Here is a 21,967-nt window from a genome sequence, read left to right on the forward strand (position 1 = left end):
GAGAGACGCAGTCCGGCGGCGAGGCTCCCGTGCATGGGGCTCCCAAGCCGGGCGGTGTCGTAGAAGGACCACTGCGGAAGCCGAGCGGCCGCCCCCTCCGACCTCGGCGGAGCCGGATGCGTCGGCCATGACGGGCGGATCCGGCGTCACGAGCACGTCGGAAGCCCTGGCCGGGGGCGATGAGGGAGCGGTCTCGTGTGGGCAGCGGGCGTGGGCGCCGATGAGCGGGGTATCCGGGTGTTCCTCCCGCCGCGACCGCAGACGGTTCATTCGTCTGCTTGCGGCATGAACCGACGGAACACCTGGATTCGAATGACGTTGGCGCACGGCATATATATGGCAGCGGGCATAGGCATCCTCATGGCCGCCGTCCTTCCCCCGGTGGTTCGCCGGCGTCCCTTGTCCCTGCCCATGGTGTTCGCCCTCGCGGGCGCGGTGGTCGCCCTGCTGCCGCTCGGCGTGCCCGTCGTGGACCCCGTACGTGACCGGGTCTGGGTGGAGCACGTGACGGAGGTCTGCGTGATCGTGTCGCTGATGGGCGCGGGCCTGGCGATCGACAGGCCCTTCGGCTGGCGTGCATGGGCAGGGGCCTGGCGCTTCCTGGGGCTTGCCCTCCCGCTCACCATCGCCGCCATGGGGATGCTGGGCTGGTGGCTCATGGGCTGGCCTCCGGCGGTCGCCCTGTTGCTGGCGGCGGCGCTGGCGCCGACCGATCCCGTGCTGGCCGCGGAAGTGCGGGTCGGGGAGCCCACGAGCGGTGAGGACGAGGAGGACGAGGAGGAGGTGCGCTTCACGCTGACGTCCGAGGCGGGTCTCAACGACGGGCTCGCCCTGCCGTTCGTACTCGCCGCCGTCGCCCTGGCGTCTGCGGCCGGTGACGGCTGGTCCGCGGGCTGGATCGGCCACTGGCTGCTGGCGGACGTCCTGCTGCGGGCAGCCGTCGGGCTGATCGCGGGAGTGGCCGTCGGCCGCCTCCTCGGCTGGCTGTTCTTCCGCTCCCGCCACGTTCGCCTCTCGCGCCAGATGGAAGGTTTCACCGCGCTCGGCGCCACCTTCAGCGCCTACGGGATCGCCGAGTTGGTCCACGGATACGGGTTCCTCGCGGTGTTCGTCACGGCCTGCACCATCCGGGCGGCCGAACGCAGTCATGGATACCACCAAGTGCTGCACGGCTTCAGCGAGCAGATCGAGCGACTGCTGACTGCGGTGCTGCTCTTCCTCCTCGGCGGCTATCTGGTCGCCGACGGCTTCTCGGTCCTCAGCCCGCAAGGTGCTTTCCTGGGGATCGCTCTCCTCGTCGTGATCCGACCACTGGCCGGTGCAGCCGCCCAGTTGGGCTTCCCGTCCACGCGGCGAGAGCGCGCCGTCACGGCCCTGTTCGGCATCCGGGGGATCGGATCGCTCTTCTATCTCGCGTACGCGCTCGGTGAAGGGTCCTTCGCCGGGTACGCCGACGAACTCTGGGCTGTCGCGGCCTTCACGGTCCTCGCCTCCGTGCTCCTGCACGGCGCTGCCGGCGCGCCCGTGATCAGGCGCCTGGATCAGGGGAAGGCGAGGATTCCCTGAGGGGTGTCCCGCCAGGAAGGGCGGGACCTCGGGGCCGCGGCAGTCAGGGTTCCCTGGCGCGCGACGCCGGGCACGCACGCACCGCACGGGCCGGAGGGCCCGAGGAGGTCTCGTACGAGAACTTCCGGCCGTCACCCGCCGAAAGCACGCTCCTGACGCCTCTCCCGCAAGGGCAAACCGCCGCACGGGCGGGATGGGCGCCTCCACCCACGCCCCTCGGTGGCTCGTTTTCTGTCCAGATCTGTTGGCGAGTGTTGACGTCCGCGACTAGTGCAGATTCACTAGGGCTCAACTGATGTCCTCACACTATGGGGTAGTGATGCGGCGGCTGACCACGAGGAGACCCCTGGCGGACAGGGTGCGCGGGACCACGTGGCGCGTGCCCGTGCCGCGCGTGAGCACGGAGAGGGGCGAGACGCTGTGACCGCTCATCCGTTCACGTCGCGCTTCGCGGTGCGTTCGGGCATCGCGCGAGTGACCCTCGCCGGTGAGCTCGACTTGGATTCCGCCCCTGCCGTCCTGGAGGCGGTGAGTGCGTGCCTGGAGGAGGAGGCGACGAGTCTCTGCCTGGATCTGACCGGTGTCTCCTTCTGCGACTGTGCCGGACTGAGCTCCTTGTACAGGGCGCGGACTGCCGTTCTCCGGACAGGCGCGGATCTCACTGTGGAGGGAGTGGGGCCCCAGCTGGGGCGGCTGCTCCACCTCATCGGGGCCGAAGAGCTCTTCACGGGGAGGAGTACGCATACGGAGTCGCCCCACCGGGCTTCGGGAACCGCCGCAGCACGGCGTGGTGTCCGAGCGGTGGCCACCGCGGAGTCGCAGCTCCGGAGACTGGCATGATCATGCGATCCGCCCCCTGCAAGGATGCACCGATGCCCTCAGCTTTCTCCCCCAGCCGGCCGGTCAGGATCCTGCTGGTCGAGGACCACGACATGGTGGCCGAGGCGATATGCCTCGCCCTGGAGCGCTCGCCCGATCTGCAGATCGTGGCGCGGGCGGCGTCGGTGGCGTCCGCGCTCGCCGACGCACGGCGATGCGAGCCGGACGTCGTACTGATGGACCGGCGCTTGCCGGACGGTGACGGCGTCAGCGCCATCGCCGATCTGCTGGCACTCGTGCCGGACGCCCGTGTCCTGGTACTGGCGGGCGAAGGCAGCGCATCGGTAGCGGCGCGCGTCGCGGAGTTGGGCGGGGCAGGCCTGATCCTCAAGGCTCGTGGACTGAGGGAACTGGAGGAGGCGGTCCGTCGGGTCGCAGCGGGTGAGGTGGCGTTCAGCCAGGACCTGTTGGGCGACGTGCTGGAACGGCTGACCGGCCGGACCCCGGGGCTCGGTGCGAACCTCACTCCCCGGGAACGGGAAACCCTTCATCTGCTGGGGGAGGGGCACAGCACCGCGAAGATCAGCGAGCAGCTCGGAGTGGCCCTCAACACAGGGCGCAACCACGTCCAACGGGTGCTGGAAAAGCTGGGGGCGCGTTCCCAGTTGGAGGCCGTGACGGTCGCGCGCCGTGAAGGACTCCTCAAGTGACGCGGCAGCCACAGGAACGCACGTCGGTGAGAAAGCCGCCGGCTCCGTTGTCGGACGCGGCCTTCACCCTGCTGGTGCAAGGAGTCCTGGACTACGGCATCTTCATGCTCGACCCGCAGGGCTACATCATCAGTTGGAACGCCGGCGCGGAACGCATCAAGGGATACAGGGCAGAGGACATCGTCGGCCGCCACTTCTCGGTTTTCTACCCTTTTGAGGACCAGTCCTCGGGCAAGCCGCAATGGGAGTTGGAGACCGCCGTGGCCGAAGGCAGACTCGAGGACGAGGGCTGGCGCGTCCGCAAGGACGGCTCCCGGTTCTGGGCGAACGTCGTCATCACCGCCCTGTGGGACGAAAAGGGCGTGCTGCAGGGTTTCGGCAAGGTCACCCGGGACATGTCCGAACGGCGGGCCGCGCAGCATGCCCTCACGGAGCGACGCCGGTTGTTCGACCACCTGGTCCAGGCTCAGGAGACGGAACGACGCCGCATCGCGTGGGACGTCCATGACGACTCCATACAGGCGATGGTGGCTGTCGGAATGCGGCTGGAATTGCTCGCGGACCGCGTGCCGGAGCCACACGCCGCAGAACTGCAGCGTCTCGATACCTCGGTCCGCGAAGCGATCGGCCGGCTCCGCAGCCTGACCTTCCGGCTGCATCCCCCCGGCATCGACCGGCACGGCCTCGTCGAAGGACTCGCGAGCCACTTGGAAGACGTGGTGGGCTCATCCTGGGGGATGCCCTATGCGTTCGAACACCGGCTTGACCGGGAGCCTCCGCCCGAGACGGCCATCACCATCTTCCGGATCGTCCAGGAGACCCTGCTGAACGTCCACAAGCACGCCGGCGCGAGCAGGGTCGACATCAGCGTCGAATCGGTCGACAGGGGCGTACTGACTCGGGTCAAGGACGACGGGACCGGCGCGCCCAGGTCGGAGGACGGCACCCGCGAACACTTCGGGGTCATCGAGATGCGGGAGAGGGCCGAGACGGCAGGAGGCTGGTGGTCCATGCGGAGCCGGCCCGGTGCGGGCACGACGGTCGAGTTCTGGGTACCCGATCCCCATCCGCTACCCGACTCGACGCCGGTGGACGGTTCGCCGTGACAGAGGAGGCACCCGGCGGCTCCCCCGTCCCACCGCTCAGCGTGATCCTCTGCGACGACAACGTGATGCTTCTGGAGGTCCTGGGCGAGGTCGTTCAGGCCCAGCCCGACCTCGAGGTCGTCGGCACCGCGCGCAACGACGAGCAGGCGCTGCAGTTGGCGAACCGGTATCGACCGGACCTCGTGATCCTGGACGTCCGCTTCCCCGGTGGGGGCCCCTCCGTCGCCAGGGACATCGCCCGGTGTTCCCCCGCCAGCAGAATCGTGGCGTTCTCCGCGTACGACGACAAGGGCTCCGTCGAGAGGATGATGGACGCCGGTGTGTGCGGCTACGTACTCAAAGGCGCCAGCAACCGGGAACTTATCAGGGCCCTGCGCCAAGCGGCGGCATCTCGATAGGGAGGGGCACGAGAACGGGCTGACGTGCTTTCAGGCTGCCCTGGAACCCCCCACCGTGTCCACGAGCGGGCGCCGAGAACGCGATCGCGTTCAGGCCGCCGACGGTGGTCGGTGTTGCTAAGGGCTGTCCCGCCAGGAATTGCGGGACAGCCCTTAGGACCACCTTTGATCCGGTGCTCAGACCCAGGGACCGTCAGCGTTGCCGGCGAGAGGATTCATGGCGTAGGGAACCCACCACACGCAGAATCCGGAGAACCTCATGAACGACATGCTGGCCAGGTGCCTGACGGGCGGCGCGGGAATCGCCGCCGCCGTCGCTCTCCTCGTCGAAGTGCCCCTCTACTTCATCTATTCGGGTCCGCCACCAGACGGGGCCGTCGGGCGGTGCGACCTGGCACGGGCCGGACACCGAACGGAGCGGCGCGTACAGGGAGGTTCGGCCGAGGGGCTGAGGGCTGGGACAGGTCGCCGGTGCTGTGTTGCCGGTGGCCTGTTTGAGGTCCCCGGTCGCCTGTCGCCGGTCGTCCGTCACCGTTGGCCTGTCAGAGGTCCCCGGTCACCTGTCACCGGTCGTCCGTCACCGGTCCTGGGACGCTGGTGGATTCACCGATGGCAGCCCGCCCCGGCCCGTCGAGACTGCGGTCAGCCCATTGGGACACGCATTCACGGAGGCCATCCATGCGCATGCTTGCTCGGTTATCCCGGCGGTCACTGACCGCCACCACGCTGGGGGCGCTGCTCTGCGGCGCGCTCTTCGCCGTCGCCCCGCCGGCCGCCCCGGCCGAGGCTTCCGCCGCCGCGGCTGCGAGCCCCACGGTCACTCTCCCGCCCACCGGCACTCACGGCTTCCCGTTCCTCGCCGCGGCGGAGGACCTCGGCTCGTTCGGCTACGCGGAGAGCGAGTACTTCATCTCGGGCACCGCCACGTCCTACGCCAAGTCGGGCCTGTGGACGTCGGACGGCCGATGGAACGTCCGAGCGTCGGGCACCGCCCCGTACAAGAGCCGCCTGCTGGTGCGCCGCCCCGCCGATCCGGCGAAGTTCAACGGCACGGTGGTCGTGGAGTGGCTCAACGTCAGCGGCCAGCTCGACCTCTCTCCGGACTACTGGTTCGAGCGCGAGGAACTGCTGCGCGAGGGCTACGCCTGGGTCGGCGTCTCGGCCCAGGCCGTAGGGGTCAACGGCGGGCGGGGCGAGATCAAGGGCCTCAAGGGCTGGGACCCGGCCCGGTACGGCAGTCTCGTCCACCCGGGGGACGCCTTCGCCTACGACATCTTCTCCCAGGCGGGCCAGGCACTACGCGCCCCGAACGGGCTGAGCCCGCTCGGCGGGCTCCCGGTCCGGACGTTGCTCGCCGACGGCGAGTCGCAGTCGGCGGGCTTCATGACGACGTACGTCAACGCGGTCCAGCCGGTGTCCAAGGTCTACGACGGCTTCATGGTGCACAGCAACAGCGCGATCGCCTCGCCCATCAGCGGCGTACTCGCCGACACCCTGCTGATGCCCAACCCGTCGCGGATCAGAAGCGACCTGGCGGTGCCGACGTTCGTCGTGCTCACGGAGACGGATGTGCCGGCCGCTGCGATCGCCCGGCAGCCGGATACCACCAGCGTCGTGCACTGGGAGCTGGCCGGGACCGCGCACGGCGATCAGTGGGCCTTCGATCTCGGCGGCCCCACGCTGCAGAAGTCCGCGGGCGCGGCCGCGCCGTCGGCCGACTGTGCCGCCGGGTCGGCTCCATTCAACGACGGGCCCGGCCACTGGGCGATGAACGCCGCACTGCGCCACCTGGCCGTCTGGGCGCGGGGCGGTGCGCGGCCGCCGAGCGGCCAGCCGTTGAACACCGTCCTGCGCGACCCTGCCACCGGCCTGGCCACCGGGGGTGTCCGCCTCCCGGACGTCACGGTGCCCACCCGCACGCTCACCGGCTCGCGTGACACCACTGGCAGCGGCATCTTCTGCGGTCTGTACGGCGCCCGCGATCCGTGGAACGGCGACGCCGACGCCTGGGACCGGCACGACGACGGCGATCCGTCCGACCCCTTCTTCCCCGCCACGGCCGAGCCGGTGCTCAGCCGGCTCTACCCGACGCACGCCGACTATGTGGGCAAGGTGCGCACGGCCGCGCAGAGGTCCGTCGACGCCGGGTACTTGCTGCCGGAGGACGGGGCCGCGGTCGTCGATGCCGCGGAGGATTCGGGAATCGGCGGCTGACCCGCAGCACTCGGTAATCGGCGGCTGACCCACCAGCAGCCGGGCCGTCCGCTACCCCTGCCCCGGTACCACCGCGGCTCGGGGCAGCGGACGGCGTCCGGCTGCGGTGCGTTGGCGCTCCCCTCGGTTCCAGGACCTTCAAGCGATGGGGCGACGGTGGCCTTCTTGATGTCCGGTCGGTGCACATCAACGTGCGGCCCGCACAGCCCCGTTACCATCACGGCGCTCACCAGGTGGAGAGCGCTCCCACGGCCGCACAGACGTGGCCCGGTCCGCCCCGCGATCGCCTCCCGGCGCACCACCAGGAGATCAGCCCCTCCACGTCGCGCGCATGCATGCCCAGGTTGTGTTCGGCGCACAGAGGCCACGCCTGCCACAGACGCTCAGCGACGGTTTCCTGCGCGGCCTCGGCCACGATCGCCAAGGCATGGGGGGAGTCTTCTGCCGTCTTCGGGTACAGATGACTGCCGTGCCACTCGCCGTTGGCCAGGGCAACGTAGACACACTCCGGCTCGCCGGCCTCGTAGGAGGGCTGGGCCAGCAGTTGCAGGGGTCCGTGCTCAGGAAGAGTCACGGCCACGTCCTGGTTGAGGACCGCGAGAGCCCCGTCCCACAAGGGGTACGCGCCCCGTGGGACACGACGGACGTCGGATTGATCGAAGAGCGCGTGCACGGGGCCCATCCTCCCTTACGGACGCCCGACCTCAATCGCGCACGAAGTCGTCAGCGGGACGGCGTTGACCCGCGGTCATCCGCCGTACGCCGATGGGCGGCAGTCCAGGGTGAGCAGGCTTCGTGAGTCTCGTCGCGGCTCTCGCGGCGAAGCGGCGAGCGACGGGCCCGGGACGGCCGTGCAGCTGAGCAAATGCCCCCTCCGCGACCCGGCTCTGGGCTGCGGTGGCCGGAGCCGTACTCCCTGCCACGGGGGCGAGGACAGGCTTCACGCCGGGATCCCTGACCAGCCGGCAGCACTGCGGTGCTCCCGCGTCCGCCTTCCGGGCGGCTCGGGAGTGCGGTCTGGCTGGTGCGTTGGTCGATGAGAGCCGGGCCGGCCCGGTCCGGAGCAGGCCGCACAAGCCTTTCGATGTGCCGGGTGGGTGGAGACCTCGCCGGTGCTGCGAAGCCGTCAGGTGGCCCGCCCTGTTGCAGGTGCACATGAGGCCCCTGGTGCCGGGTACCCATGTGGTCATGACAGAAGTGGTTCAGGCGGGTATGTGGGGGCTGGTGGCGGGCTCGGCGCTGCTGGTCGGGGCGGCGGCCGGATACGGCTTGCGGGTTCCGCAGAAGGTGATCGCGACGGTGATGGCCTTCGGGGCCGGGGTCCTGTTGTCCGCGGTCAGCTTCGAACTGGTCGGGGAAGCGTACGAGCAGGCGGGACTCACGCCCGCGGCGGTCGGCACGCTGGCTGGTGCCCTGGCCTACACCGGCGGCAACATGTGGCTGGCGGGCCGGGGCGCTCGGCACCGCAAACGATCCGGCCACCAGAAGGAGCAGGCCCAGCCCTCCGAAGCCCAGCAAAGCGGCTCGGGCCTCGCACTGGCCTTTGGTGCGCTGCTCGACGGCGTGCCTGAGTCGGCGGTCATCGGTGTGAGCCTGCTCGACGGGGGAGCGGTGAGCATGGTGACCGTGGCGGCGGTCTTCATCAGCAATGTCCCCGAAGGCCTGTCCAGTTCCGCCGGAATGAAGAAGGCCGGCCGCGGCAAGGCCTACGTCTTCGGGGTGTGGGGTGCCATCGCCGCCGCCAGCACCCTCTCCGCGGTCCTCGGCTACAGCGTGATCGGCGGCTTCTCCCCAGCGGTGATCGCCGGTGTGACCGCCGTCGCCGCCGGAGCCATCCTCGCGATGGTCGCCGACACGATGATCCCCGAAGCGTTCCAGGACGCCCACCTGGCCATCGGCCTCGTCACGGTAAGCGGCTTCCTCGTCTCCTTCGCCCTTTCCCACACCTGACCACGCCGCCTACGGTGTGGTCGCCACGGACGGGGCCCTGCTCACGGCCCCCGCCTGTTAACGCCAGTGGAGGGGATCCCGTGCAGGCGAGGATCCGGTCTGTTCCCGACACACGGGACAGGGGACAGCGGACGACTCGCGCTCGCCACTGCGGACCGGATCGCCCTGCAGGTGGGAGGTGTTGATCGGGCTTTCCTCCGCCGCGGAGATCGTGGCCGACGCCTCCTTTGGCCACGCGGAAAAGGGCCGGCTTGAAGCTCGCAGGACGGGGTAGTGGGGTGGTGCTGCGGTCTGCAGCAGCCAGCCAGACGGGAGATTCATGTACCAGCAGGAGGTTGACGACAGCACGGATGAAAGGCGCGGCAAAACAGGCACCATGCGCAGCAGTGCGGCGTACGACATGGCTTCCGGCGAGATCGCCCGTGCCCGCGGGTTCGTGCGGGACTTCCTCGCGCAGGCCCACCTCCTCCACGGCTGGCCGGTGTCCGACCGGGCGACGGACGTCGCGCAGTTGGTGGTCAGTGAACTTGCGACCAACGTCTGCAAGTACGCTCCGGGTCCGTGTCTGCTGGACCTCGAATCCGACGGGATCACGCTGAGCATCACCATGTGGGACTCCGGCGCCGTGCTTCCCGCCGCTTCCGCCACCGACCCGACTCGCGTCGGTCAGCACGGCTTGGAACTCGTCCTCATGGTCTGCCAGAGCTTCGAGATCCGCCGTGAACCAGTCGGGAAGCGGCTGGTCGTCCGCCTTTCCCTTCTCGACAGCGCCGACCTGAATCCCGGCGGTCACACGGCCTGGTAGAGCTCCGCTGAGCTGTAACCCCAGGCGCTCACCGGGCCCGCGCACGGCCCGTGACCGAGCCGACCCGGGCGAGACGCCGGGGGAGAGCCCTGGCCGCACCCCTGGGGGAGGTGATGCGGGGTGGGAGCGCCTGGCCGTTCGCGCGGCGGTTTCACCAGCGCGAGCCACCTGACTGCACTGGGGGCAATGGCCGTCCCATGTCCCTGCTCATCACCGCTCGACAGCAGGCAGACTGCTCCCGTTTCGTGCCTGTGCTTGAGGAGATCCGCGTTCCACGCGTCGGCCCCCCCCGCCCTGCTCGGCGCGAAAGCCCGGCGACCTGCGGATGTGGACATCCGGGGGCACGCTCAGCGGCGGGTCGGATCGTGCAGTTGCCGGCGTGCTGAGCTGGGCTGCCTGCGGTGAAGAGATCGCCGAGGCAGCCCGTGAGCGAGTCGTCGGATCGCCGGTTCAGTTCAAGGAGTTGTACGTGTTCCAGCCGCTGCCGATCCTGGTGCGGGCTGCGAACGGGGCGGAGGCCTTGCCGGTGCCGCGGTAGAGCCACAGCGTTCCCGCCGTGTCACGGGCGACGGCATCGGGCTTGCCGTCAGCAGTCAGGTCACCCGTGGCGGTGAGCTGGTTGTAGGTGTTCCACCCGGCACCGACCTTGCTGCGGGTCGCGAAGGGGGCGGAGGCCTTGCCGGTGCCGCGGTACAGCCACAGTGTCCCGGCGTTGTCACGGGCGATGAGGTCGGGGTTGCCGTCTGCTGTCAGGTCGGCGGTGCCGGCGAGCCGACTGTAGGAGTTCCACCCCTTGCCTATCATGGCGCGCGTGGCGAAGGGAGTGGTGCTGTTGCCGGTTCCGCGGTAGAGCCACAGCGTCCCGGCCGTGTCGCGGGCGATGAGGTCGGGCTTGCCGTCGGCGGTGAGGTCCCCGGCCCCGTTGAGCTGGTTGTAGGTGTTCCAGCCGCCGCCGACGCGGACCTTCGCCGCGAACGGGCCGGCGCTCTTGGCCTGGTGGTACCACAGGGTTCCGGAGGCGTCGCGGCCGACGAGGCCGCCGGCCACCTTGTCGGATGACCACGGTGCCAGTTTGGTGAGGACGTTGTAGGTCTGCCAGCCGCTGCTGACTAGGCTGCGGGTGCGGAAGGGCGCGGCCCCGTTGCCGGTGCCTTGGTACAGCCACAGCTTGCCCGCTGTGTCACGGGCCAGGAGCGAGTGACGCTCCCGCACGGGAAGGCCGTTGACGGCGAAGACGGCGTCTGCGGTCAGGTCGTCCCGGCCCCAGGAGTACACCCGATACGAGGCGTGGGCCTGGATGTGCCAGCTTTCCGTGCCGGGCGCCGAGGTGAGCGTGTAGGTGATCTCGGTGTCACCGGGCGTCAGATCGCACGTGAGCAGGACGATCCCCAGGGTCAGCGAATCGTTCCGGTGGGTACAACTCGCGGACTCTCCTGCCGTCACCGATGTCACGCGGATATCGACCCCGTGGCTGCTCCATCCGTACTGCTCGGGCGCGGGGCCGAACCACAGATCCAGGTGCCCGCCGTCGACTGCGTGCACGCGCAGTGTCTGGGGCGACGACTTGCCGGCCTCGATGTCGGGGGCGTTGAAGGCGAGGCTGTTCTGAGCGACGTGCTCGGGCCTCTTCACAGTGAACGTCCCGGCGCCGTGCGTGCCGTCAGCCGGTGTGGCGCCGGCGGTCTGTGCGGCCTGAACAGCGGCGGTGAGGTCGGCGCCGGTCGGTGCGTAGACGGCGCCGTAGTAGCCCATGGTGTCGTGAGGCGTGTCCGCGGGGATGGTGACGACCGGAGCGAAGTGGTCACGGTCGCCGCTGACCCGGCACAGGTAGACGGCAATGGCCTGCGGGGCGGGTGTGCAGACCTTCTGGGCCCCGAAGGTGAGGCCTGCGGGGAGTCCGGCACCGTCACCGGGAGTGCCGGTGAGCGGCTTGGTGGCGTATGCGTAGACCATGGTGCCGTCCAGGACGGGCCCGGGCGCGGCCGCACCGGCCCCCCAGGTGCTATCCGGCCTCAGGACGACATTGTTCACGTGAACGATGGGGAGGTCCTGGGCGACCGCAGGTGCGGGAGTGATGCCGGTGGCGGCTGCCACAAGCGCACTGAGGGAACCTCCGACAGCGGCCACGCGGCCGATGTGCTTGTGTCTGGGCATGTCTGTCCTTGGAGAGTAGGAGGCTGCGCAGCCCGACACCATGGCCAACGGGGCGGTGAGGGCAACGCGAGGTCAAGAAGCAGTGGGGGCCTGGCGCCGGTCGGTCCGGTGCAGGAGGGTCGCGAGCAGTGAACGGGTGGAGGAGGCTGCGGCTTCGTGGCTCAGCCCTGTTTCATTGAGCACGACGGTGGCGAGGCCGCCTTTGTCGGCCCATGAGCATGCTGTACTTGCGTCGCCGAGCGGACCTGCGTAGGTGACACACCTCAGCCAGCCGCCGAGTCGGCCCGCGTCGGCGGTCCAGGCATGTGTCGGGGTGTTACCGGCGAACCGCAGTCCTTCTTCGAAGAACCTGGCGACATCGGCCGATGCCTCGTGAAAGTCGCCGGTGGCGCCGAAGACGAGGGTGGCGGGCACGAGCGCCTGGGGTGATCGGCCGTACGCGTACGAGAACGTCCGGCCGTCTCCCGTGCTCCACTCCGTGGCCATGGTGGATTCAAGAAGCGCCTGAACCGGATGGCCCGTGAGCAACGGGGCGCCACGGAAGGACGCGGGCGCCGACGTCGTGTAGCGCGGATAGGACCGGTACTGAGCGTTCGACCAGAGCAGCGAACCCGTCACGGACGCCACGACAACGGCCGCGGAGGTGAGAGCGACCACCCGGTGCCGCCGGGGGGCCGCGTCCGGCGGCGGCGGGCAGGGCGACACCTGAACATTCGGCCGGTGCTGCGGGCCACCGTCCGAACCAGGGGCGTTCTCTGCTGCGCCGGCCGGTGCCGCATCCATTTCCTTGGTGCGGTCGGCGATCGGCGCGGTGGCCGGCCCACGCAACTCCGCCCGCTTGCGGGCGCCACGCAGCATCAGCGAGAGCACGACGTACGGAAGGCAGACGACCAGTCCGAGCAGCGGCACCCACGCCGGAAGGTGGAATGCCGGGCGAGCCAGCACGATCGCGCTCACGAGCACCGCACCCAAAGGCAGACTGAGCAGGGGCGCCATCAGGATCCGAACCAGGAGGCCCCTCCCCGGCCGGGCGAGAACGGCAAGAGTCTCGGCACGCACCGCGAGGCGCAGATCGTATGGTTCCCGCCCCGACTGCTCCTGCGCACCCCTTGCGGCAGCAGCGAGGTTCGAAGTCGTCCTGACTGTTTCACGGACATCATGACGCTGCACCCGGGACGGGGACGGAGGTCTGATCCCGGTACCGGAGGAAGGCCGGCCCCGGTCGGCCGCGGCCTGCTCGAGACGCAGGGCCTGGGGTGAACCGGGAGCCACCTCGCGGAGCCGTTCGACCAGACCGGGTCCGCGGCCGTGACGGGCAGGGCGGTCGAAGGGATCGCTCCGCAGGCACAGTTCGGCGTAGCCGGCCAGCAGATCGGGGTCGTCCGGAAAAGCGGCGAGACCGCTTCGGTAGACCGTCTCCGCCCGGTCGTCGTGATCGTCCTCGTCCTCCGCCGCATGGGCGCGGCCCAGAACCGCATACAAGGCAGGACTCGGCCCGCACTGCTTCAGTGCCCCTTCCGCCGCGCCCCGGGCAGCGGCGAGCCGTCCGCCCAGCAGAGCGGCTTGCGCTCGCTCCGCCGCTGATTCCAGCTCGTCTTCTCCGGCGCGCACGGGAGCGGCCTCTGTGCTGTCCTGCATGTGTTCCCACCCCTGGTGCACAGGCCGATACGTAATCGGCCGCGCGTCACTATCACCTGCATCCCCGGAGCCGGTCAACTGATGGTTCCAGGCGATTCGCCAGGTCAGGAGAGAAAGGATGCTGAACTGGAGCGCCCTTGCCCTGGGTACGCGACTCCCTGGAGGGATCTTCACCTCCGTGCGAGCAGAACATCGGTGGCGTAGGAAGGCGGTCGTCAGGGCGTCGGCGAAACCGCGGTCGGCGGCCTGCACGGTGCAAGGGGTGTGGACGTGGCCGGTATCAGCCGTCTCGAGGGGTGAGCAGGCTCCCAGGCCCGGCCCCGTCCGCGAACAAGGTGCTGATGTTGTTCCACATGAAGGCTTCCTTCCACTCCGGACGCCCCTGAGTCCATCCGCTCAAGGCAGCGATCACCTTTTCCTGGGAGACCGTTCGGGTCTGGTAGTGCTCCGCCGCGGTCCCCTCCCGGAATTCCAGTTGCTAAGGGCTGTCCCGCAATTCCTGGCGGGCGCGCGACGCCAGCTACGGCACCTCGCCGCGTTGTCGAAACGCCCGAATACATCCAGTATGCGGGCGCCTCTCCGCCTTGCGATGCACCGCATCTGACGCCGCGCGCTGATCCACCAGGAATTGCGGGACAGCCCTTAGGTGTTGTCATCCCTCAACCACACCTGCACGTACCAGTCGCCGTCCGCGTCGCCGTCGACTCGCTCGACGATCACGAAGGCGTTGCCCCGGCCGAGGTTCGCCACCATCCGGCTGATCGCTGACGGCTCGGGATTCCCAGCCTGCCGACCGTGTTCATCTCTCGCTTGCAGCATGGGCCGATCATCGCTCCCGGGTCTGACACCGCACTCGACGCGGCAGAGAACTCATGAGGGCAAAGTGCCAGGGATGTTCTGAGCTCTCACACGTCGGGTGGCTTCACCAGGGAGCCAGAAAAGAACGCGGCTGCGTCGGTTGACGGGTTCTGGCTCGACTTCTGCGGTGCGCTCAACTCGGGTGACTGTCCGACAGGGCATCGACAAGCCGTGCGACAGGGTCGCCGGCGACCTCGTGCCGGGACTGGCGCGACGGCCAGGTTGACAACCCGTCATCTGCCCAGCGGGGCACCACGTGAAAGTGCACATGGGGTATCGACTGCTCAGATCCTGGCCCGTTGGCGCTGAGAATGTTCACGCCTCCGGCCTTCAACCCGGACCGCATCTTCGAGGCAAGCAGCTGGACCGTCGTCATGGTGCCGGCCAGGACATCCGGCGGCGTTTCGAAGATGTCGGCGTAGTGGGTCGTCGGAATCACCAGGGTGTGACCTGGCGCGAGCGGGTTCAACGGAGCGAACGCGGAGACCACAGGACCGCGGATCACCCAACGCGCGGTGCCGTCGCGGATCAGACTGCAGAAGACGCATTCCATACGGTCCGACTTTGCCAGGCCCGGTCGGCACCCGCCAGCCCATTCGATCCGCTGATCCGGCCAGATCCGCCGGGCCGCGCGGCCTGCCGTCGGGCAGTCCCACGTACCGCTGAGGGGAAGAGAACGGACAGGTCAGGGCATGCGGGGGGTGCGCAGCGCGATCATCGCGACGTCGTCATCGTTGTCGCTGGGCCGGACCTGGTCCAGCACCAGGTCGCAGAAGGAGTCGAGAGGCCGGTGGGCGAGGGAGGCCGCGTGGCGGCGCAACCGGTCGAGCCCGTGATCGAGGGAGTGGTGTGGGGACTCGACCAGTCCGTCGGTGTAGAGCAGAAGCGTGGCCTGTTCCGGCAGGACGGTGACGGCGTCGGGGCGGGGTCTGGTGACTCCGGTGCCGAGGAGTATGCCGTGGCCCTGGTCGAGGTAGCGGGCCTGACCGTCGTGGGTGACGAGCAGGGGCGGTGGGTGGCCGGCGTTCGTCCAGCGAAGGCGCCACAGGGCGTCTTCGCCGAGGGTGAGCCTGGCGAGGATCATGGTGGCCATGGGTACCTCGGCGATGTGCATCACTGCCTCGTCGAGCCGTGTGACGACGGCGCTGGGTGCGGCCTCGGGGTGGGACCAGGCGAAGGCGCGCAGCATGTTGCGGACCTGCGCCATGCCCGCCGCGGCGTCGAGATCGTGTCCGACGACGTCGCCGATGGCCAGGGCGTGGGCGTTGGCAGCCAGAGCGAAGGCGTCGTACCAGTCACCGCCCACGGACGAGGCGTCCGGAGCGGGTAGGTAACGCGCGGTCATCTCCAGCCCGGGCAGGACGGGCAGCTGAGGGAGCAAGTGGCGTTGCATGGTCTCGGCGACTTTGCGCTGGCGCTGGTACAGGCGCGCGTTGTCCAGCGCCAGCCCTGCCCGGCGTGTGAGGTCCTCCAGCAGCGGCAGGTCGGCGGGGGTGAAGGCGTCGTGACGCTCGGCGCGGCCCAGGGTGAGGGCGCCGAGGACGTCACGCAGTCCGCGAATGGGCGCGATGACGGCGGAGTGCATCCCGGTCGCGGTGAACAGCGCCTGCTGCTCGACCGCGATGCCGGAGTCGGGCGGCCCTTGGTAGGTGGCGGGACCGGCAAGGGAGGATGCGGCGCCACGCAGGGCCCGTGACAGGGGCATCGGCGACTCTGCCGGCACGGGAGGCATCGGGCCTTGCAGATCGTCCCGCTCGACGAGGATGCCGTCCTTGTGTTCCACCACGAGAACACGTCGCACTTCGTCACGCTCAGTGATCAGATCGAAGACGGCCCAGTCCGCGAGCCGGGGCACCGTCAGAGCCGCCAGCCGGCGCAGCGCCTCGTCCACGTCCAGGGTGGAGGTGAGCTGCGTGGTCGTCTCCGCCAGCAGGGCCAGCCGGTCCAGCTCCGTCAGCGGCGCGGAAGGCCCGCCCTCGTCGGGCAGGACGGTCGGCCGCGTCGGCTCGTACAGCAGCGCCAGCGCACCTGCCCCGCCCGGGCCGGGCGCGCAGGGCGTGACCAGCCAGGACAGCCGCACGAGAGTGCCGTCCCCGCGGGCGAACCACTCGGCGTCGCCATGTCCCGTGTCGCCCGTGAGGAGGGCTTTCCTCATCCGGCAGCGGGTGCGCGGCACAGCGTGCCCGTATTCGTCCCTGTGGAGCAGGTCGTGGAGGTCCTGGCCGACGAGATCGGAAACGTCCCTGTCCAGCAGCCTTTGGGTTGCGGTGTTGACCGCGACGATCAGGCCGTCGTCATCGACCGCGATGGCGGACACCAGCAGGTTTTCCAGGGTTTCCCCGAGCAGGGCGCCAGAACGCGCCTGGTGCCCGGACGGGAAAACATTCTCCCCGGGAACGGCGACGTCGTCCATGTCCCTCCTCATTCAAGTCCTGAATCGAAGGGGCTCCAGCCCCAAACGGATCGCGTACCCCCACCGCATTTCGCCATGCGCCGAAGGCTCCTCTTCAGAATCTCATTCTCGCGACCGGGAGCCGATTCGACGGAACGATCAGGGTTTCCCGCTCGAGTACCTACCGAACGCCCGCATGGCGAGGGCACCCGCCAGCGGCCCGGGTGCCAGGAGGAGGAAGGCGTGACGCCAGCCGGCGGCCTCGGCCAGCAGAGGGGTGAGCTGGATGGTGATGACCGTCAGCGCGAATCCGATCGCGGTCTGGGCGGTGAGGGCCGTCCCGATGTAGCGGTGATCGGCGACCTCGCTCAGTGATGTTGAGAACACCCCCGAGTCCGCGATCACGGCCGCACCCCACAGCGTACAGAAGGCGAACAGAAGCAGCGCGGAGGCGTGGAAGAAGAAGGGGGAGACCAGGCAGCACAGGCCGCTGAGAAGGAGGGCTGTCATGGCGGCGGGTGGGCGGCCGAAACGGTCGGCGCCCCAGCCGCCGAGCAGGCATCCGGCAGCTCCGCCGAGCCCCATGGTGAGGAACACGGTGATCTCCACCGAACCCGGCAGGCTCTTGGCGGCAGGCGTGGCCAGCAGGAAGGACGGGATCCAGGTCCACAGGGCGTAGAGCTCCCACATGTGCCCGAAGTAGCCGAGGTTGGCCAGCCGTGGCCCGCGCTCGGTGAACATGGTCAGCGCATACCTGGGATTGCGTGCAGGAGCGGACTTCGCCGCGTAGGGCCCTGGCCGGACGAGGAGCAGAGCGATGGCGGAACCCGCGAATCCAGCTGCCGCTGCGGCCAGCAGCACGTCACGCCAGCGCAGGGACCCCACCCCGGCGATCAGATGAGGAAGCGCGGAGCCAAGGGTGAGGGCGGCGATCAGGACGCCCATGGTCCTGGCCCGTCCGGCGCTGCCGGACCAGGAGACCATCAGCTTCATACCGGTGGGGTAGACGCCGGCCAGGAACATGCCCGTCATGAAACGCAGCGGGATGGCGACGGCCAGCTGGTCGGCGACGAGGGCCAGCACCACCGTGCAGACGGCGGCTGCCGCTGCACTGGCGGCGAGCAGACGCTGCGACGGGATGCGGTCAGCCAGGTTCAGAGTGGCCGAGGCCACGGCTCCGACGACGAAACCGATCTGTACCGAGGCCGTCAGCCACACCGCACCGCCGGCGGTGAGCCCCCAGTCGGCCCGGAGGCTGGGAACCACCGCCGACATGGAGAACCACACGGCGAGTCCGAGCACTTGCACCGCGGCGATCGCACCGCGTTGCACGACGATGTTCACGCATACCCCTCTTGGGTCGAGCCGTTGCTCCGTCGACGTGCGCGCGGTGGCCGAAGGCCGACCCTAACGCCCACAGCCCCCTGCGTACCGGAGGGGCACTCCTCCGGGGCCGGAGTGCCGGAGAGGGTCCAGGCTCGGACCGGGCTCCCGAGCAGCGTCCAGAGCTTTTCGAGCAGCAGCAGCCCAGCAGTAGCTCAGCAGCAGCCCAGCAGTAGTTCAGCTCGGACTGGGCGGGGCGAATCGCCGACGCGTTACTCAGCTCGCCGCAGGGTGACCCGCTCCGGCGACTCCGTGGGCGCGTGCGGGGGAGGGGCCCAGCGGCTCGTCGTCCGGCTCCCGGAATTCCCGCCCGGCCTGCTTCCCGTCCCTGGCGCGCGTCCACGAAGCCGTTGCCGTACCGATCATGGAGTCCGCGATCGAACGGGAGCCCGACGGGGTGGTCGCGGGCCCTGCCCGGCAGGAGAGCAGGGCCTGGCGGCGTACGGGAAAAATGCAGGGGAGTGGAGGGCCGCGCGCTGCTACGGTCGGGCGTCATGAGCTGGCTCCCCGATGACTTCGTCCATCCCGTTCTGGTGCCGCTGCCGGGCGGGGGCCATCACCTGCGGCCGATCCGGGAGGCGGACACCCCGCTCGACTATCCGGCGGTGATGGGTTCGCGCGAGCGGCTATGGACCATCTTCGGCCCGGCCTGGGGCTGGCCCGCGGACACCATGACCTACGAGGCCGACCAGGCCGACCTGCTGCGGCACGAGAAGGAGATCGCGGCACACCGGTCTTTCAACTACGCGCTGTTCGACACGGGGGAGACAGCTCTGCTCGGCTGCGTCTACATCGACCCGCCGGAGAAGGCCGGCGCGGACGGCGAGATCTCCTGGTGGGTGGTGGACGAGCTGGTGGGCAGCAAGGTCGAGCAGGCCTTCGACGAGCTGGTGCCGCAGTGGATCGCCGCCGACTGGCCATTCGAGCAGCCGCGCTTCCTCGGCCGCGAGATTGCCTGGTCGGACTGGCTCGCCCTGCCGGCGCACCCCGACGCGTAAGCAGCTTGTGTCGTATCCGGCCCGGGGCGGCCTTTCCCCTGGTCATCTACCCGGGGCGGGAAGCCGGAGGCGTACTGCCAGGGGCCGGTGCGGGGCGCTGTGCGCTGTCTCGTGAACCGCGGGATCAAGCGGCGGGGATGCCCCGCGACTTCGCCCCGGCCTGCGACGGGCCGGGCTCGACGGCCGTCGCCTGTACGGACGGATGACCTGGTCAGCTGCTGTCCGGCGGATCATGGCGGCCCGGGCTTCAGGCCATGCACAACAACCTGACGGAGCATGCCACATGTCTTTACGGAGATGAGTACCGACCACGCCGGAGTGCGGGCTCGAACACCGGGAGCACTACTTCGTCGAGGAGCTGACGTTCGCCGACGCGGAGGCGATCCTTGCCATGCTTCATGAACTCTGCCCGCACGTGGTGGACGGCTGCCTGCCGGTCCGGATACGGAATCTGGCCTATCGGCCGGCCCTCCTGCTGCGGCCGGACGAACCGGCACTGCCCTCAGCCGCGCTCGGCCCCGGCCTCGGCCCGCTCGGCGACAGGCACGGCCAGGGGACGGGCGAGGCCCACCACGCCTTCGTCGAGACGCTGCAGGTGACGCAGCACGCGGACCGTCACCGTGCCGGAGGGCTGCGTACCGGAACCGTCGTCCCGGAGCGTCGAGGCGATGGTGGCACCCGACTCGACCTCGCCCGCGGCCCCTTCATCCTCGACATACGCCGCGAGGACCCCGATGTTGTGGGCGATCCGCTGTCCGGCGCCGTGCAGGCGGGGGTCGGCCGCGATGGTCTTGCTCTGCGGGACCAGCTCGGCGGTCGCCGCGAGTGAGCGGGCGTGGTAGGCGCAGGTCTCCAACAGCGCCACCAGGTAGCGGACGGTCCGACGCCGGCCGCGCAGGGGAGTGACCGGAAGGGTCAGCGGGCCGGTGGAGTCCCGCAGTTCGTCCAGGGCCGTGTCGAGACTGCGGGCCTTGCTGAGCAGGTCGGAGGCGGGCCCGCCGCTGAGCTGCTCCACCGCTGCCGACACGACGTCCCCCAGCCGTTCGAGGACCGTTCCCAGCAGTTCGTCGGTACGGCGGTCGGTGCGCACCGGCAGCACCAGGACGGCGGCGACGACCCCGCATGCGGCGCCGATCGCGGTCTCCTCGATCCGCAGCACCAGCACGTCGAAGCTGTAGGAGTTCAGCAGCGTGTACAGCAGGCCCAGCATGGCCGTGACGAAAAAGGACATGACCGCGTACGACAGCGGTGCCGTGAAGAACATCGCGAAGATGAAGACGAGGACCAGCGCGAACGAGAGCCAGGTGTGGCCGCCGACCAGTCCCGCCAGTGCGACGCCGGCGATGGCGCCCAGGAAGGTGCCCAGGAGCCGCCGGTACCCCTTGACCAGGATCTCGCCGGTGGAAGCCGTGTTCAGGAAGACCACCCAGCAGGTGAGGACGGCCCAGTACCAGCGCTGGGTGGACAGCAGCTCCCCGCCGATCATGGCCAGGACGGAGCCGACGGACACCTGGAAGGCCGCCCTCGTGGTGGGACGCCGCAGTCCGCCGGGGTCCTTTGCGGCCTCCGGCTTCCCGGCCGAGGCGAGCGCGATGTCCTCGGCGTCGAACTCCTCGCGGGAACGCGTGGTCGCCGGGGAGTCGTCGGACTCGTCCTGAGGGCCGTCCAGCGCGAGGCGCAGGCCCAGGACGGACCGGGCGGCCTCGCCGATGCCGCGAAAGGCGTCCTGGATGCCCGCGGGGGCGGACGGAAGCTTCTCCTCGTCACGGTAGCCGAGCAGCCGGTTGCGTAGGTGGGCCACCGCGGTTCCCCCGTCGCGCGCCGCGGGCCGGCTGACCAGGAGGTGCAGAGCCTTGAGGTCCCGGCGCAGGGCGATGGTCGCGTCGTCCTCGGCCGCGGGCCTCCAGTCATCGGTGAGTCGCACGGGGGCGTGCGGCAGATGAAGGGTGAGGGTGTCCGCGCTCTCGACACTGCGGGCGTTCAGCAGCAGCATTCCCAGCCGTTCCGTGGCGATCTCCGCGTCGGCGACCCGGCGTTGCAGCAGGGCCGCCTCGTCCGCGTCCCGCGTGCCCTCCTCAAGACGGCCCTGGATCATCAGCGCGGCCTCGTGCAGTCGCGCCGTACGGCGCCGCATGTCGTCGAGCACCTTCTCCAGTTGCTCGGGGCCCGCGTCGAGCAACTCGATCTGCATGGCGACGAGCTGCGCCAGCCGGGTCCGGAAGGCATCACGCAGGCGCGTCAGGACGCGTGAGGGCGTCTCCGGGACGAGGCCGAAGCGCACCGCCGCGCTGCAGCCGAACCCGACGGCCACCGACAGCCAGAGTGCGGGCAGGGCGGACGTCGAGGCGCCGACGAAAAGGGCGAGGAAGTAGATCTGGAAGCCGATGAGGCCGAGTGCCTTACCTCGGTCGCCGAAGCGCCGGCAGTAGACGGCACCGAAGATGAGGACGACGAAGAACAGGTCGCCGGCCACGACCTGCGAGGCCAGCAGCGGGCCCAGCGACATCGCGACGAGTGCGACCGGCAGACCGAGTGCGAGGGTGACCGCCTGGTCGCGTACGCCCTTGTCCTTGATCGCGAAAGTGGAGGTCATCGCTGTCATCGCACCGGCCACCATGTAGGTGACCCCCGTGTCGAGCAGCGCGAGGACGACCAGAGTCAGGGCGATCGCCGAGACGGTTCGCAGCCCTGCCGTGAGCCGGAGCAGCCCCGGATCCGATGCCGCGAACCGATCCCACACCATGGCCCCGCCCCGCCGCCGCACTGCCCTCACCCTGCACTTTCGCCCGCTGACCGCCGTGATTCGCCTGCCGTTCAGCATCGCACGGCAACGGACCGGCGGATGATCACGGGTCGGTGTCCGGAAGGCGGGCCGGCCGGCGTCGGCCGCTGGCCGACGTCAGCATCGGCCCGCTCGCCGACGCGACCGTCGCACGCGGCAGCGCGCCGCACGGTCCGGGGGGGCGGAGCGTGCGG

Annotated in this window: 15 protein-coding genes and 1 pseudogene; 9 read left to right on the forward strand and 7 right to left on the reverse strand. The window is 69.8% G+C overall.

Annotated elements, in window-relative coordinates:
• Window positions 1-312: 312 nt before the first annotated feature.
• From E6R60_RS09005 to E6R60_RS09035, 5 genes are all read left to right on the forward strand, one after another.
• Window positions 313-1,566, forward strand: coding sequence for a cation:proton antiporter (locus tag E6R60_RS09005; protein ID WP_136325905.1), 1,254 nt, complete (start codon window positions 313-315; stop codon window positions 1,564-1,566).
• A gap of 872 nt (window positions 1,567-2,438) precedes the next feature.
• A complete protein-coding gene (locus E6R60_RS09015) occupies window positions 2,439-3,095 on the forward strand; it encodes a response regulator transcription factor (protein WP_136325907.1) in 657 nt (218 codons plus the stop codon).
• A gap of 47 nt (window positions 3,096-3,142) precedes the next feature.
• Window positions 3,143-4,201 carry a PAS domain S-box protein gene (locus tag E6R60_RS09020; RefSeq protein ID WP_206309353.1) on the forward strand — a complete coding sequence of 353 codons (1,059 nt, stop codon included), beginning with the start codon at window positions 3,143-3,145 and terminating at the stop codon, window positions 4,199-4,201.
• Window positions 4,198-4,599: a response regulator transcription factor gene (locus tag E6R60_RS09025; protein WP_136325908.1), complete on the forward strand. Its 402-nt coding sequence runs from the start codon at window positions 4,198-4,200 to the stop codon at window positions 4,597-4,599. Before E6R60_RS09020 ends, E6R60_RS09025 begins: the two co-directional genes overlap by 4 nt.
• A gap of 678 nt (window positions 4,600-5,277) precedes the next feature.
• Window positions 5,278-6,813, forward strand: a complete 1,536-nt coding sequence (locus E6R60_RS09035) for an alpha/beta hydrolase domain-containing protein (RefSeq protein WP_136325910.1) — start codon at window positions 5,278-5,280, stop codon at window positions 6,811-6,813.
• Window positions 6,814-7,039: 226 nt separating this feature from the next.
• Here the strand turns inward: E6R60_RS09035 and E6R60_RS09040 are convergent, their stop codons facing one another.
• Window positions 7,040-7,387 (reverse strand): hypothetical protein, encoded by a 348-nt coding sequence (locus E6R60_RS09040; RefSeq protein ID WP_240802463.1) that lies wholly within the window; start codon window positions 7,385-7,387, stop codon window positions 7,040-7,042.
• A gap of 614 nt (window positions 7,388-8,001) precedes the next feature.
• Between E6R60_RS09040 and E6R60_RS09045 the strand changes: the two genes are divergently transcribed.
• A complete protein-coding gene (locus E6R60_RS09045; RefSeq protein ID WP_136325912.1) occupies window positions 8,002-8,763 on the forward strand; it encodes a ZIP family zinc transporter in 762 nt (253 codons plus the stop codon).
• Window positions 8,764-9,139: 376 nt separating this feature from the next.
• On the forward strand, window positions 9,140-9,568 hold the full coding sequence (locus tag E6R60_RS09050) for an ATP-binding protein (RefSeq protein WP_136325913.1): 429 nt from the start codon (window positions 9,140-9,142) through the stop codon (window positions 9,566-9,568).
• A 450-nt stretch (window positions 9,569-10,018) separates the two neighbouring features.
• Here the strand turns inward: E6R60_RS09050 and E6R60_RS36975 are convergent, their stop codons facing one another.
• From E6R60_RS36975 to E6R60_RS09075, 5 genes are all read right to left on the reverse strand, one after another.
• Complete coding sequence (locus E6R60_RS36975; protein WP_206309354.1) at window positions 10,019-11,722, reverse strand: VCBS repeat-containing protein; 1,704 nt, start codon at window positions 11,720-11,722, stop codon at window positions 10,019-10,021.
• 72 nt (window positions 11,723-11,794) lie between these two features.
• On the reverse strand, window positions 11,795-13,360 hold the full coding sequence (locus tag E6R60_RS09060) for a hypothetical protein (RefSeq protein WP_136325915.1): 1,566 nt from the start codon (window positions 13,358-13,360) through the stop codon (window positions 11,795-11,797).
• A 991-nt stretch (window positions 13,361-14,351) separates the two neighbouring features.
• Window positions 14,352-14,771 carry an HIT domain-containing protein gene (locus E6R60_RS09065; RefSeq protein ID WP_136325916.1) on the reverse strand — a complete coding sequence of 140 codons (420 nt, stop codon included), beginning with the start codon at window positions 14,769-14,771 and terminating at the stop codon, window positions 14,352-14,354.
• Window positions 14,772-14,903: 132 nt separating this feature from the next.
• The gene (locus E6R60_RS09070) at window positions 14,904-16,631 is read right to left on the reverse strand and encodes a SpoIIE family protein phosphatase (protein ID WP_136325917.1); all 1,728 of its coding nucleotides are present in this window, start codon (window positions 16,629-16,631) and stop codon (window positions 14,904-14,906) included.
• A gap of 138 nt (window positions 16,632-16,769) precedes the next feature.
• Window positions 16,770-17,954, reverse strand: a complete 1,185-nt coding sequence (locus tag E6R60_RS09075; RefSeq protein WP_136325918.1) for an MFS transporter — start codon at window positions 17,952-17,954, stop codon at window positions 16,770-16,772.
• Window positions 17,955-18,487: 533 nt separating this feature from the next.
• On the opposite strand from E6R60_RS09075, the gene E6R60_RS09080 reads away from it, so the two are divergent.
• Together E6R60_RS09080 and E6R60_RS37255 are read left to right on the forward strand one after the other, a co-directional pair.
• Complete coding sequence (locus E6R60_RS09080) at window positions 18,488-18,991, forward strand: N-acetyltransferase (RefSeq protein ID WP_136325919.1); 504 nt, start codon at window positions 18,488-18,490, stop codon at window positions 18,989-18,991.
• A 254-nt stretch (window positions 18,992-19,245) separates the two neighbouring features.
• Window positions 19,246-19,490 (forward strand): annotated as a pseudogene (locus tag E6R60_RS37255) (hypothetical protein); the annotation flags it as partial.
• A 3-nt stretch (window positions 19,491-19,493) separates the two neighbouring features.
• Here E6R60_RS37255 and E6R60_RS09090 read toward each other — a convergent pair.
• Window positions 19,494-21,734 (reverse strand): FUSC family protein, encoded by a 2,241-nt coding sequence (locus E6R60_RS09090; RefSeq protein ID WP_240802464.1) that lies wholly within the window; start codon window positions 21,732-21,734, stop codon window positions 19,494-19,496.
• Between the last annotated feature and the right edge of the window lie 233 nt (window positions 21,735-21,967).

Origin of the sequence: Streptomyces sp. A0642 (genome assembly GCF_004795105.1) — a bacterium.
Lineage (GTDB): Bacteria > Actinomycetota > Actinomycetes > Streptomycetales > Streptomycetaceae > Streptomyces.